At 47.2% G+C, this 14044-nt stretch carries 13 protein-coding genes; 6 read left to right on the forward strand and 7 right to left on the reverse strand.

Translation table 11 applies throughout. The features are described from left to right. Positions 1 to 7: 7 nt before the first annotated feature. The 3 genes from rsiV to NYE28_RS03315 all read right to left on the reverse strand — a co-directional run bounded on the left by rsiV (position 8) and on the right by NYE28_RS03315 (position 2594). Complete coding sequence (rsiV, locus tag NYE28_RS03305; RefSeq protein WP_251248679.1) at positions 8 to 868, reverse strand: anti-sigma-V factor RsiV; 861 nt, start codon at positions 866 to 868, stop codon at positions 8 to 10. After that, positions 868 to 1365 (reverse strand): RNA polymerase sigma factor, encoded by a 498-nt coding sequence (locus NYE28_RS03310; RefSeq protein ID WP_003155802.1) that lies wholly within the window; start codon positions 1363 to 1365, stop codon positions 868 to 870. Before NYE28_RS03310 ends, rsiV begins: the two co-directional genes overlap by 1 nt. Positions 1366 to 1553: 188 nt before the next feature. Next, positions 1554 to 2594, reverse strand: a complete 1041-nt coding sequence (locus NYE28_RS03315) for a 2,3-butanediol dehydrogenase (protein WP_007408876.1) — start codon at positions 2592 to 2594, stop codon at positions 1554 to 1556. A 363-nt stretch (positions 2595 to 2957) separates the two neighbouring features. Between NYE28_RS03315 and NYE28_RS03320 the strand changes: the two genes are divergently transcribed. Further along, positions 2958 to 3326 carry an RlpA-like double-psi beta-barrel domain-containing protein gene (locus tag NYE28_RS03320; RefSeq protein ID WP_007408877.1) on the forward strand — a complete coding sequence of 123 codons (369 nt, stop codon included), beginning with the start codon at positions 2958 to 2960 and terminating at the stop codon, positions 3324 to 3326. A 65-nt stretch (positions 3327 to 3391) separates the two neighbouring features. Then, positions 3392 to 4438, forward strand: coding sequence for a PD40 domain-containing protein (locus tag NYE28_RS03325; protein WP_043021619.1), 1047 nt, complete (start codon positions 3392 to 3394; stop codon positions 4436 to 4438). Positions 4439 to 4468: 30 nt separating this feature from the next. Here the strand turns inward: NYE28_RS03325 and NYE28_RS03330 are convergent, their stop codons facing one another. From NYE28_RS03330 to gabP, 4 genes are all read right to left on the reverse strand, one after another. Beyond that, positions 4469 to 4627, reverse strand: coding sequence for a hypothetical protein (locus NYE28_RS03330; RefSeq protein ID WP_012116985.1), 159 nt, complete (start codon positions 4625 to 4627; stop codon positions 4469 to 4471). A gap of 99 nt (positions 4628 to 4726) precedes the next feature. Beyond that, positions 4727 to 4936, reverse strand: a complete 210-nt coding sequence (locus NYE28_RS03335) for a cold-shock protein (RefSeq protein WP_007408879.1) — start codon at positions 4934 to 4936, stop codon at positions 4727 to 4729. Positions 4937 to 5140: 204 nt separating this feature from the next. Continuing rightward, a complete protein-coding gene (cotA, locus tag NYE28_RS03340) occupies positions 5141 to 6679 on the reverse strand; it encodes an outer spore coat copper-dependent laccase CotA (protein ID WP_032871767.1) in 1539 nt (512 codons plus the stop codon). 107 nt (positions 6680 to 6786) lie between these two features. After that, entirely contained in the window at positions 6787 to 8172 is a 1386-nt protein-coding gene (gene gabP, locus NYE28_RS03345) for a GABA permease (protein WP_332286625.1), read from the reverse strand. Positions 8173 to 8556: 384 nt separating this feature from the next. On the opposite strand from gabP, the gene NYE28_RS03350 reads away from it, so the two are divergent. The 4 genes from NYE28_RS03350 (at position 8557) to NYE28_RS03365 (ending at position 13940) form a co-directional block, all read left to right on the forward strand. Then, entirely contained in the window at positions 8557 to 9429 is an 873-nt protein-coding gene (locus NYE28_RS03350; protein WP_014417084.1) for a cation diffusion facilitator family transporter, read from the forward strand. Positions 9430 to 9567: 138 nt separating this feature from the next. Then, positions 9568 to 10530: a MoxR family ATPase gene (locus NYE28_RS03355; RefSeq protein ID WP_007408884.1), complete on the forward strand. Its 963-nt coding sequence runs from the start codon at positions 9568 to 9570 to the stop codon at positions 10528 to 10530. Continuing rightward, the gene (locus NYE28_RS03360) at positions 10530 to 11714 is read left to right on the forward strand and encodes a DUF58 domain-containing protein (protein ID WP_160222897.1); all 1185 of its coding nucleotides are present in this window, start codon (positions 10530 to 10532) and stop codon (positions 11712 to 11714) included. Before NYE28_RS03355 ends, NYE28_RS03360 begins: the two co-directional genes overlap by 1 nt. 18 nt (positions 11715 to 11732) lie before the next feature. Continuing rightward, positions 11733 to 13940, forward strand: coding sequence for a DUF4129 domain-containing transglutaminase family protein (locus tag NYE28_RS03365; protein WP_218791510.1), 2208 nt, complete (start codon positions 11733 to 11735; stop codon positions 13938 to 13940). Positions 13941 to 14044: the final 104 nt, after the last annotated feature.

Raw genomic sequence — 14044 nt, forward strand, 5'->3', positions numbered from 1 at the left:
TCTTTCTTTATCTGATGTAGCGGTCTCCGACAAGCAGCTTGGAGATGACGGAGGTCGGTATTGTAAACTCTGTAACGCCCATATATCCGGGTGCCGCTTCATATTCGTCAAATGAAATAACAAGTTTGTGCTTATCTGTAATATAAAAATTCTGGTCGGCGCGGATGGCTTTAAAAGGCTCCGTCATATCATCATCTTCGACCCAGTATATTTTATTCGGATCTTCTTTCATCTGTTTTTTCATTTGTTCTTTAATATTTTCGCTGATGACTTTAATATAACGGTCATCTTTAAATAGACTCTTTAACGTAAGCACGGCCTCATTCTTTTTATCAATCGTGATGTAACGGCTTTGCGTATAAGATGAAGCTTGTGTTTTTTCGATATCACGGCGGATTGAGATCAAATCCGCTGTGTCAGTAACGGTTTCATAATCGCTGTAAATACTGAGGTGGCCTTTTTTGCTTTTTGAGGTCGCCTTCATAAATTCCTGATACAGCTCTTTGCTTTCTTTCATATAATGCCGGTTGATGCTGTCTTCGAGTTTATGATCGGAAAGGCCGGACAGAGCGGGCGTTTTTACATCAATGCTTGATTGGTTCTTTTCTTTCTTCATCTCCGTGAATGTGATGGCTTGTACGACTTTGCCGATGACGGGGATTTTAGACATGGCTTGTGCGGCATCCGGGTTGATATTGACAACGGCGGTAAATAAGACGGCCGCAGCGACTGCCGCGGATGTCGGCCACATCACGATTCGTTTTTTCTTCGGTTTTTGCTGAAGGGCTTTTTCGACAATGCTGTCCAGTTCCTTAGGAATGGGCACACTTTTATACTCTTCTCTTAATTGTTCTAATCTCTTTTCCATTAAGAAAGATCCTCCTTCGTCAGCTGAATGCGCATGAGCTTCAGCCCCCTGTAAAGGCGTGTTTTGACGGTGTTGATGTTTTCCCCCGTGATGTCCGCGATTTCTTCTAATTTCAGGTCTTCAAAGAAACGCAGAATGATAATGGTTTTATATTGATGCGGCAGGTCATCAAGCGCTTCGTGAAGGTCTGTGTCTTTGTAGTGATCTTCCTTTCCGCGGCTTAAAAACTCGATCGTTTCATCGTCCATCACTTTCAGTTTTTTCTGTTTGCGGAGAAAATCAATGGCCGTGCGCACTAAAATTTTATAAAACCAGCTTTTGATCACATCGGGGTTTTTGACGGATTCGACCGATGTCAGCGCTTTTTGAATTGATTCTTGAACAATATCTAACGCGTCATCCTTGTTCTTTACGTAACTGTACGCCAGCCGGTAAAAGTCTTCCTTGCGCTCAGTTATGCACGTCACAAGCGACGCTTTGGCTGTTTCGTTCTTCATTGCTTCAAAGGGCTCCTTTTTTAAAAATACGTATCATAGGCTGCTGCCTAAGGATAGACGGGACAGGGTGAAAAATAGTTTGCGCAGAGGGGATCATTTTTAAAAGGAAAAGGAAGGAAAGACGATGAGATGAAAAAAAGAGCCGGAACGGCTCTTTTTCGGATGTGTCTGATATTCAGCTGAACGGTTTAGTTCGGTTTGACTAAGATTTTCACTTGGTTTTTCTCTTTGATTAAAGCGCCGAAGCCTTCTTCAATCAGATCGTCGAGCACGATTTTTTTCGTGACGAGCTTATCTGCTGAGAAGTAGCCCTCTTTCATCAGTGCAAGAACGGAAGGGAAGATGTCACGGTATCCGATAATGCCTTTTACGGTCCGTTCTTTGATAACGATATCGTTCGGATGAATTTCCGCTCCTTTTTCCCAGATGCTGACGATAACCGTTTCACCGGCAATGTTTGTTGACTGGATCGCCTGGCGGAGAACGACAGGAACGCCTGTTACTTCATAAGAAACATCAACGCCTCCGTTTGTGCGTTTAGCGATTTCTTCAACGACATCGTCCGTTTTTGACGGATCAATGATGATAGCGCCGAGTTCTTTCGCTTTTTCCTGACGTTCCGGTGAAAGTTCAACCGCGTAAATATCTGTGGCGCCGGCCGCTTTCAAGGCTTCAATCACAAGCAGCCCGATCGGTCCGCAGCCAAAAACTGCCGCCTTGTCGCCCGCTTTTAATTTGCTTTGGCGGACGGCGTAAAGCGCTACCGCTGACGGCTCAACAAGCGCGCCCTGTTCGTAAGAAAGCTCTTCAGGAAGCTTAAACAGCAATTCTTCGTCAACGGATACATATTCAGAAAATCCGCCGCCGCCTCCAGCTAAGCCTAAGAATCCCATTTGTTCATCAAGGTTATAGGCTCCCTGATGTCCGTGTGTGGCAAAAATCGGTTCCACGACGACACGGTCGCCGACGCTGTAATTTTTGACGCCTTCGCCCACTTCAACGACTTCTCCTGAGAATTCGTGACCCATCGTGACGGGCGCCATTTCGTTTGTTAACGGATGAGGTTTGCCGACCGGAATAAAGATCGGGCCTCCCAAATATTCATGAAGGTCGCTTCCGCAAATCCCGCACCATTTGACTTTAATTTTGACTTTACCCGGTTCTGCTTTAGGTTCATCAATGTTTTCGATTCGAATGTCTTTTTGATTGTGCCATCTTGCCGCTTTCATTGATTATCACTCCTAGTCTGATTGAAACGAGTATAGGTACATGATCAATATGAACCACGGTTAAAAGGAATAAAGTGCCTGCTTCCTAAAGCCTGATTTCTCAAAATATATCATATTATGCAACTATCAATAGGCCTTATAAAAAGTCCATATTGAATGCAGAAATACTCTATGAATATTATAACGCTAATGAATTAAATTTTGTAGTATAATTTACCATGGAATTATATAGAACGGGAAATTGTGCCATCGTTATGTGCATGTCTCATCACGTTGTAATGAACATGTAAAGTGATTGAAATATTATAATCGTCTTCTTGGTGTATAATTTTGCCTAGAATAAAGAATCAGGAGGACGAAAGCTTGAAGAAGTTATTCTTAGCCTTATTGATTTTAGCAGGAAGCACGCTGGGAGCGATCAGTTACTCTTCTGATGCAAGCGCTAAAAAAGTGAACGGAAATATTACATGGTATAATGGAGTCGGTAAAAAAGGATCTTCCGGTAAAAAACTGGGACACTGGGATTGCGCGACAAAATTAGGATTTGACGTTCCGAGAAACGGAACGAAAATCAGAGCTTATGCGAAAGCAAAACCGAAAAAGGTTATCACCGTATACAAAAATGATGTAGGCCGTCTGCCGAATGCCGTATTGGATGTCAGCCCGAAAGCGTTCAAAGCGCTCGGATATCCATTAAGCAAAGGAAGAGTATCCGGACACTACAGCTATTAAAATAGACCATCTTAAAAAGCAAGGACACTGATTCTTGCTTTTTCTGATTGACGGAGAGATTGATAATGAAGAAGAAACGATGGATCTGGATGTTGCTGGCTGCCGTTTTGGCGGCGGCGGTCATCGCGTCCGTTTTACTGATTAAAGGAAAAAGCGACGGCGGCGGGAAAGCCGTTGTCTCCGGCGGCCATGACAAGCTGCTTGTTTCCATTACAGACAAAGATCTGATGACGAAATATTACAAGGACGGCCGCGTGCTGTACGAGGAAAAGCTTTCGGCATATCCGGCGTTTGCGCTGGATGACGCCCATCAGGTGCTCTATTTTGTCGGGAATAATGACCAAAATGAGATGCGTCTCTATAAGCTTGATCTGAAGACGAAAAAGAAGACGGTGCTTTATAAAGGAACGGCAAGCGCTGACAGTCTGTTTTTATCAAAGGATCTGACGCACATTTATTTCCGTCTCGGAAAAGCGGATGAAGATATTTTCCGTCTCGCATCTTTTGATTTGAAAACGAAACGTTATGAAAATCTGTATCCCGCCGCCGATGAGAAAGATGACAGTGTAAGCAGCTTCTTTTATAACCGGAGCCAAAACGATTTTGCGCTTCTGCATTATTCCGTAAAAGAGGATTATCAAAAAACGGATGAGGCAAATGAGAAGGGGATTGACCCTGAACCGACGAATATCCGGTTTGCAGCAGGAGCGGGCGAACACCTTCAGGATCTGACAAATCTTGAGCAGTTTATCAGCGACGTGGCGGTGTCACCGGACGGAAAGAACCTTGTCTTTACATCTTATACACAAAAAGGGACGGAACAAAAAGCGTCCATCCGTCTGATGAATGTCAAAACGAAAAAAGATGAAACGATTATCTCAAACGGGAAGGACTTCGCTCCGCTGATTGATGCCCAGCCTCAGTTTTCTAAAGACGGCAGCATCATTTATTTCATGGCGGAAGCAAAAGGCGCTAAGCGTCTGAAGGATGAAACGGGGCGGAATGCGAAGGTCCGGACCATTTATGCTTATCATTTGGATACGAAAAAATGCGAAAAAGTCTGGGAAAATGACAACGGCATTATTAACAGTTTTTCCGTCATCCAATCATGAAAAAAACACTCAGCGCCCGCTGGGTGTTTTTTAATGAACAAAGCTGGCTGCGGCTGAGGCGAGCCATTTGAAAAAACGGAGAATCGGAACGGCAAAATGAAGCGTTTCGATGAATGACTGTGCGGCAAGGTTCATTTTCCGCCGTTTTGCCATTTCCTTCAGATCGTTCTGCTGCCGATCGTTTTTCATGTTCATTGCTCTTTTGCATCATAAAAGGACATAATAAGAGCAAAGGCCTCTCATGAGACATGGAGGCCTTCTCTATGTTGAGACTCGTAAAAGGGAGGTCTAACTTGATGCCGTTTGATTATTGTTTTGGAGATTTACCAACGAACGGACGCCGTCGATCATTTTACTGCCGCAAAGGGGGCAAGTCGGGGTATCACTGCCGGCAAAATTCTTTCTGCTCCAGCCGATACAGTCCTCTTTTGTGCATTCCCACGTACTGACATCTTCTTTAGGCAGCGGTTCCTGATTACGTTTGTTGTAGTAAGACATAAAGTCACTTCTTCCCTTATGAATTTTCGTGCACTCCTTCATTGTCTCATACTTTTCCCTAATCTCCTAATTCCTTTTTCTATCCAGATTTCCAATGAGGGTGCATCGTCTTCCTGTTATTACAGTATATGCAAATAAGTGTCTTCTTATTTTTTCTTTTTGGATAAATAAAAAAGCCCCTTCTCTAAAAGGGGTGATATTTGTTTACTGCTTATCCGTGACGTCCATCGGTCTCATCATGTCGTAATCTTCATGTTCTAAAATATGGCAGTGCCATACGTAGCGTCCGCTGTAAGGAGCGAAGGTCGCCGCGATTCTGATGACCTCTCCCGAGTGCGCCTGCACGGTATCTTTCCAGCCTTTCTCACTTGGAGGAGGCGGGACGGCGGGGCCTGTATACACAATGTCGCCGAATTTGTTATAACGCTCTAAGTCAAAAGGACGCCGGTCAAGGATTTGGAAGGAAACAAGGTGCAAGTGTATCGGATGGGTTCCCCCCATCGGATTAATAATCGACCAGATTTCCGTTGTGCCGAGCTTCGGCGCTTCTGTCACAGGATCATGCCATCGCTTGTTATTCAGCGTCAAAACGGGCCGGCCGTATTTGTCTTGCGTATTTGTAAGTTTAAGCGTCCTGATATTGTGTATTCTCTTTGATGTCACATTAGGCATTGTTGAAAGATATTTAGGCTTCCGGCTTGTGTCTGCTCCCTTCAGCGGTTTTGTGACGCGGAATTGCATCACATTGGCGTCTGTATCCGGATCGGCGTCGCCCCCGCAGCCGGTGCCGTTCGTTAAAATGATATGTTCTCCGTCAAAGGCGGAGAAATCGATGAGCACATCATACCGCTCTGCCGGGGCTAAGCTGATAGATTGTGTTTTGACAGAGCGGGGAAGCAACCCGCCGTCAGAACCGATTTGGATAAACTTCCCGCCGTTATTGAGCGAGAGAGAAAATGTTCTCGTATTGGAGGCATTAAGGATGCGGAAACGATATGTCCGAGGTTCAACTTCCATATACGGCCACGCTTTACCATTGACGAGAATGGTATTTCCGCAAAAAAACGGGACGATGGAAGGGTCGGGCAGCGTTTCGGAAGGGGTAGCAGGCCCGCTCGGATAAGACAAGGAACCGTCGTCATTTAACGTGCGGTCCAAAATCATAAGCGGTACGTCGTACTCTCCGGAGGGAAGCTTCAGCTGCTTTTCTTTTCGCTCGCGGATGATATACATCCCGGCAAGCCCGGCGTACACATTGAGCCTCGTAATCGCCATGGCGTGATCGTGATACCATAACAGAGCCCCGCGCTGTTTGTTTGGATAATGGTATACCTCTCTCTCAAAATAAGGACCCGTTTCCTTAAAATCCTTTGTGAACCATGCTTCCGGGTAGCCGTCGCTGTCCGGCGGCGTTGCTCCTCCGTGTAAATGGACGACGGTTTTGACATCGGGTTCCTGATGGCCGCTTTCTGAATGGTGAATGGTATGATCCACGGGCAGAAAATGCTTATCCGGAAGGTCATTCATCCATTTAATATAGACGTTTTCATCTTGGTTCACGTCGATCGTCGGGCCGGGAAATAAACCGTTATACCCCCACAGCCGGGTCGGCGGGAGATCGCGGTGCAGCTTGTGAAAGCATTCCTTCATGGTGACTTCATAATACGTGCTGCCGTCTGATTTCTTCTGCGGCTGGAGTGTTTCGATAATCGGCAGTTCATCTGCAAATTTTTCTAGTGCCATTTTTCATCCTGTCCTTATCATTTATTGAAATCCTGTACTACAGTTAATGCTGCCTGGAACAGGTTGGTTAAAAAAACACCCGCCCTTTTTGAGGGGGGTGTTTGCGGTTATTGCGCAATCCGGCTTTCGGAAGCGCTCTCTTTCGGTTTTTGTTTTTTGCGGAATACATATGAGGCAAGTACCACCAGAGTAATAAATCCTGTCAGCAGAAATTCAGACCGCATTGAACTGATAAACAGCATAGATAACAAGATGGCGCAAATGGCGATGATCGTCAGGTAGGTTAAGTACGGATAGAACCACATTTTGATTTTAAGAGATTCAGGGTTTGTCCGTTCGATTTTCTTTCTCATTCTCAGATGTGAGACGGCGATGACGAGATAGACGAGCAGTGCGATCGCCCCTGATGAATTGACCAGGAACAAAAATACGGAGTCGGGAGAAAAGTAGTTCATAACAACGGCAATATAGGAGAAAAAGGTGCCGGCGATAATGGCTTGAACCGGTACGCCTCTTTTACTCAGTTTCATAAAACGCCGCGGCGCTTCATTTCGCTCTGCCAGTGAATACAGCATCCGTGACGTCGTATAAAGCCCGGAGTTCAGGCAGGACAGAACGGCTGTCAGGACGATGAAATTCATGATTTGAGCGGCTGCGGGAACCCCGATATGGCTCAAAACGGCAACGAAGGGGCTTTCCAAAATATTGGCTGAATCCCATGGCAGCAGTGTGACCACAACCGCAATGGAACCGACGTAAAAAATAATGATCCGCCAAACGACTGACCGGGTCGCCTTTGTGACGGATTCGACCGGATTTGACGTTTCTCCCGCTGCGATTGCGACGATTTCAGATCCCATGAAAGAAAAAATGACAACGACGATGCCGAGCAGAACGGAACTTGGACCTTTAGGGAAAAATCCGCCGCTGCCCGCCAGATTTTCCAGCCCGACCGGTTTGCTGCCGGGGACGATTCCGAAAATGAACGCAAATCCCGCGATTAAGAAGACAACGATCGTCGCTACCTTCACTAAGGAAAGCCAGTATTCAAATTCGCCGAACGATTTAACTGAATAAATATTCGTCAGTGTTAACAGCACGGTCAGAAGCAGACTCGTCAGCCATAACGGAATGCCCGGGAACCAGTACTGTATGATTCCGGCGCCTGCAATGGCTTCAATGGCAATGACGATGACCCAGAAAAACCAATACAGCCATCCGATCGTAAAACCGGCCCAAGGACCGATGGCGTCATGCGCGTACTGTGAAAACGAACCGCTTGTCGGGTTGACGGAGGACATTTCCCCCAGCATTCTCATAATAAAAATCACTAATAATCCTGCTAAAGCGTAGGAGACAATCGCTCCGGGTCCGGTGGAATGAATGACTGATCCGCTTCCGACAAATAATCCGGCGCCGATCACGCCGGCAATTGAAATCATAGTCATATGCCGGGTTTTTAATCCCTTTGATAAAGAGTTAGGCTGATTCATTCTTTGCCTCCTTTTGGTTTGTTTATGCTGAATATTCCGACAAGTATTATTCTATCATAAATGCCACAGGCAGTTGAAAATGATGTAAGAAAATATGACATTTTTTCTCGTCCGTACAGCAGAAGGTGCCGGAAGGAAAAGAAATAATTTTCTGTTATTTCTGTGTTTTAATGGGTTTGAAAATAATTCCATGAACATGGGTTGGCGATAATCCTTGATACGATTGGGATGAGAGGGGTTTTGTGAATAAAAATAAGTTTCCTGAGCGCATAAATGTTCTATGCTTACTATTTTTCTGTGGAAAGTGAATCATGTTTCTATAGACACTGTATCTTCGCTTTGTATGATAATGAAGGAAAAATTGAACGGGAAGGAGGATTTTCAGTGGAGAGATATCATGAATTGAAAAAAGGCGAAACCGGAGCGATTGTCAGTATTGGCGCATATGCGGCATTGTCGGCTGTGAAGCTTGTGATCGGTTATTTGTTTCACTCAGAAGCGCTTCAGGCCGACGGTTTAAATAATACGACTGATATCGTGGCATCTGCGGCTGTTTTCATCGGTTTGCGCATCTCTCAGAAACCTCCTGACGAAGATCATCCTTACGGCCATTTTCGGGCAGAGACCGTCGCGTCACTCATCGCTTCCATTATTATGATGCTTGTCGGAATGCAAGTGCTGTTCAGCGCCGCGCAATCTATTTTTTCCGTTAAAGAGGAAACACCGGATATGATAGCCGCCTGGACGGCCGCGGGGAGCGCGGTCGTGATGCTGATGGTCTACCGCTATACGAAAGGGCTTGCGAAAAAGGTAAACAGCCAGGCGCTTTCAGCTGCGGCTGCTGATAATAAATCAGATGCGCTCGTCAGTATCGGCACGTTTATCGGAATTTTTGCTTCACAGTTCCATTTGGCTTGGGTGGATACGGTTACCGCGTTTATCATCGGGCTGATCATCTGCAAAACCGCGTGGGATATTTTTAAGGAATCCTCTCATTCGCTGACTGACGGTTTTGATGTCAAACATATTTCTGATTATAAAAAGACGATTGAACAGATTGCGGGCGTCAGCCGTTTAAAAGATATTAAAGCGAGATATCTGGGCAGCTCCGTTCATATTGATGTCGTCATTGAAGTGCCGTCAGATCTGAACATTAAAGAGAGTCATGAGATCGCCAATGAGGTAGAACGCAAGATGAAAGAGGAACATGCCATTGACCATTCACACGTTCATATGGAGCCTCTCCAGCTGAAATAAAGCTTCCTTTCTAAAGGGAGCTTTTTCCTTTTTCAGACTGGAAACAATTCGCTGGAAACGTTTTTTTATACTGTTTATATTTTGTGGTAAAGTTAGGTTACGATAATTGAAATTTGAGAGATGACTAGGAGGAGAAGAATGGCTTATAAAGAAGAGCTGCATCCGCTGCTGGAGAAAGCCGTTGAGCATATTGAAAACATCATCATAGGAAAACGGGATATCGCCATACTCAGTCTGGCCGCCATTCTCGCAAAAGGGCATGTGCTGCTGGAAGACGTGCCGGGAGTCGGAAAAACGATGATGGTCCGCGCTTTGGCCAAGCTGATCGGAGCTGACTTTAAGAGGATTCAGTTCACGCCGGATCTTCTGCCGTCAGATGTGACGGGTGTCTCTATTTATAATACGAAAACGATGGAATTTGAATACCGCCCTGGACCGATCATGGGGAATATCGTGCTGGCTGATGAAATTAACAGAACCTCTCCGAAAACGCAGTCTTCCCTGCTTGAGGCAATGGAGGAAGGGAATGTCACGATTGACGGAAAGACAATGCGGCTGGCTGAGCCGTTTTTCGTCATGGCCACACAAAACCCGGTTGAATATGAAGGAACGTATCCGCTTCCCGAAGCCCAGCTTGACCGGTTTTTATTTAAGCTGCGCATGGGCTATCCGACTGCCGAGGAAGAGCTTCAAGTTCTGTCTTTGCAGGAAGGGCGCAATCCGCTTGAAACAATCGAGCCCGTCATTTCTAAAGAACAGTTTATCAGCCTTCAGCAAAAATTGGAGCAGGTGCGGGTGGATGATGGAATTAAAGCGTATATCGTCGGCATTACTCAGCATACCCGCCGGCATCCGTCCGTACATCTGGGCGTAAGTCCGCGCGGTTCAATCTCATTAATGAAAGCCGCGCAGGCGTACGCGCTGCTTCATGACCGCGATTACGTCATTCCTGATGACGTCCAGTATTTGGCTCCGTATACGCTGCCGCACAGAATGATCCTGACCGCCGAGGCGAAATTTAACGATGTGACGCCGGAAGCGGTTATAGAAGACATCATGCAAACGGAAAAAGTCCCCGTTCAAAGGATGTCGGTCCGCTAATGAGAAAGAAGATGCATTGGCTTCTATATGGCTGGAAGCTGCTTATGTTGGCCGTACTGACGGCGGCTGTCTTTTCTTATGCCATGTTTCAGGGCGGATTTGTGAGCTGGTTTTTATTTTATGCGTTTTTGCCGTTTACCGTTTACGCCGGGCTGGTCGCTGTGTACCCGCTGCGGGCGTTTCAGGTGACGCGTGACGTGTCCTCTGCCCAGTTAACCTCAGGCGACAGGCTGTCTGTCACCATCAGGCTGACGAGGCGCCTGCCGTTTCCGCTGACATATATGGTCATTGAAGATGTGATGCCGGAAACGCTTGGCGAGAGGCGCAGTGCGAAACAGCTCGTGTTTCCGTGGTTTCAAAGGAAGCTGACGTTACAATATGAGCTGCCGCAGGTGCCGCGCGGAGAGCATCATTTACATACGATAAGAGTGCGGACGGGAGATGTTCTCGGGCTTTTGGACAAGACGGCGTCGTTTTCCGTTACGGATACGGTTCTGGTTTTCCCGGCGTACGGGTCTGTTCACTATAAGCCGCAGGCTGCCTCCGGAGAAGAGGGTGCGGCTGCCGGCGCTCCGTTTCAGGTACACCGCTCCGCAATGGCTGCGAGCGTCAGAAATTATCAGCCGGGCGACCGGTTTTCCGCACTTGACTGGAAAACATCGGCGCGGCGAAATGAGCTGATGACGAAGGAATTTGACCCGCTGCAGAGTGTGAATATGGTTCTCCTTTTGGACTGCAGGCCGTCCCCATCGTTTGAAGCCGCGGTATCAGCTTCGGCATCCCTGCTTTACACGGCGCTTGTGAAGGGCTCTCCCGCAGGATTTATTTCATTGGGGAGCGACCGGACCGTATTTCCCGTCCGGGAGGGAGACCGGCATTTCAGAAAGATGCTGCGTTACCTGGCATCAGCTTCAGAATCGGAAGAAGCCGATGCAGGCGGGCGTTTAGGAAAAGAGCTGGCGGATCCGCGCGTCCGCAAAGCTTCCATTGCCGTCGTGACGGGCAGTCTTACAGAAGACCTTCTCAAACAGGCTGAGCCCGGCCGTGCTGACATGACGGTGTTTTTGGCGAAAGAAACGAATGCCGCGCTTTCGGAGAAAGAACGGAAACTCGCTCTCATCTTCGCTCAAAAAAATATTAAGGTGCAAATGATCAGGGACAAACGGGTGTCCCATGTTGTTTAGAAAGAGAGGTGGCGCGCCATGCCGCATGACGAGAACCAGGGAAGCAGGCTGAGTCTGCTGCTGTTTTATTTTCTCGCTTTTTTATTGTTATGGGAATGGCTCAGGCCGCTGCACAATTTTACAGATACAAAACATACCGGTTTTTTCATCGTTTTTATCGGTTTGGCATTTCTGCTGTCATTCTTCCGGATGAGGTGGTACGTCACCGTGCCGTCCTGCATTCTGTTTACGTTGATCAGTATTCACATCCTGTTTTATAAAGGTTCGGTTTTTCAGCCGGAATGGCTCGTTTCTTTTTTGCGGGACGTCATGCAAAATGCCCGCCACATCGGGACCGGAAGATGGAATGATATGAATCCGTCATTCCGCACATTGCTGTTTTTTGTACTTTTATGGCTGCTCGTGTATTTGCTGCATTACTGGGTGATCTATCAGCGGAAAATATTATTCTTTTTTATCATGACGGTGGCGTATATCACCGTGCTTGATACGTTTACTCCTTATGATGCCGCGTACGCCGTCATCCGGATCGTCTTTATCGGCTTTTTGATGATGGGGCTTTTGTATATGGAGCGCATCCGGCTTACGGAACACATAGCGTTTAAAAAAAGATTGATACTCAAATGGTTTCTGCCGCTGATGCTGTTTATCTGCGCTTCCGTCGTGTTCGGTCTGGCGGCTCCGAAATCAGACCCGAACTGGCCGGACCCCGTGCCGTTTCTTAAAAAAATAACAAACCACAAAGAAGTGCCCGCCGCCGAAAGCAAAATCGGCTACGGCAATCATGATGAAACATTGGGCGGCCCTTTTCAGCAGGATGATACGCCGGTTTTCACATGGAACGGAAAAGAACGGGCGTACTTCCGGGTGGAAACGAAGGATACATACACGGGGAAAGGCTGGGTGGAGACCGATCAGGGCATGTCCTATAAACTGAACGGCGGCAACGTGGAAGATATATGGTTTGACCGGAGTGTGCAGACGAGACGGTATACGGCACAGGTGTCCATTGATGAGAATTATCTCTATAATCACGTCATGTATCCGATCGGCGTCTCCAATATTAAACCGAAGCACTCGATTCAGCTTGAAATGAACGGAAACACCGAGCAAATTACGCCGGTCAGTGAACAAGTGGGCAACATCCGCAATATGGGACGGTACACGGTGACTTTTCAGGCGCCCGTCTTTAAGCTGAATGATCTCAGAAAAGTGAAAGTGAAACGATACCGTGAGCAGAATCAATTCAATGACCGGTATTTACAGGTCCCCGACAGCCTTCCGAAAAGAGTGAGACAGCTTGCGGACAGACTGACGCGGGATCATCATAATATGTTCGATAAAGCGAAGGCGATCGAGGATTATCTCGGATCTTCCGCATTTTCGTATAATACACAGGATGTCGCGGTTCCGGAGCACAATCAGGATTATGTCGATCAATTTCTGTTTGAAACGAAAAGAGGATATTGTGATAACTTTTCATCGGCAATGGCTGTGCTGCTCCGCTCTGCGGGAATCCCCGCCCGTTGGGTGAAGGGCTATACATCCGGCGAATATAAAGGGGCAGGCGACCATAACGGCCACATTTATGAAGTCACAAACAACAACGCCCATTCGTGGGTAGAAGTGTATTTTCCCGATCAGGGCTGGGTGACGTTTGAGCCGACAAAAGGCTTCACCAATCCGACGGAGTTTACGTCAGAGCAAAATCATACCGCGGCAAAAGACAGCGGAGGCTCAGCGGGAAATTCGGATGAACCGTCTGACAAGCAGCGTCAGGAAACAAAGCCGGAAAAAGAGGAAAAGCCGAAAAAGCGGGATCACAGCGCGGCACCGCAGCCTGTGATCCGCAACAAAACCGCGGCACAGCTATGGCCGTATGCAGCCATCGTCATCGTGATTTCAGCCGCGGCGGCACTCGCCTGGCTTCTCCGGGCGCGCTGGATTCCGCACGTTACAGCAGCCAGATTGAAGCGGCGAACGGATGAAGACGTCTTTTTCGACGCATATGCCGCGCTGCTCCGCCAGCTGAAACGAAAAGGATTCAGCAGGGGAGACGGAGAAACACTGCGCGATTTTGCTGCGAGGATTGACGAGGCGCACCATACAAACGACATGTCCGAGCTGACGCTGCGCTATGAGCGGGCCTTATACCGCAGGGATAATGCCGCAAAGCTTTGGGATGAATCGGGACAGTTGTGGGAAAATATAATTAAAACAAGATAGTCTTGACCGCATATCGTCCTGTTGTTAGAATAAATGAATGTTAAATGGGAGCCCGGGAGCGTTAAAAAGCCGGGCTTCCGTACAAGTCTTGCGCGACAGAGGGC

It is taken from the genome of Bacillus sp. FSL R5-0443 (assembly GCF_038608285.1).
GTDB classification, from domain to species: Bacteria; Bacillota; Bacilli; order Bacillales; family Bacillaceae; genus Bacillus; species Bacillus velezensis.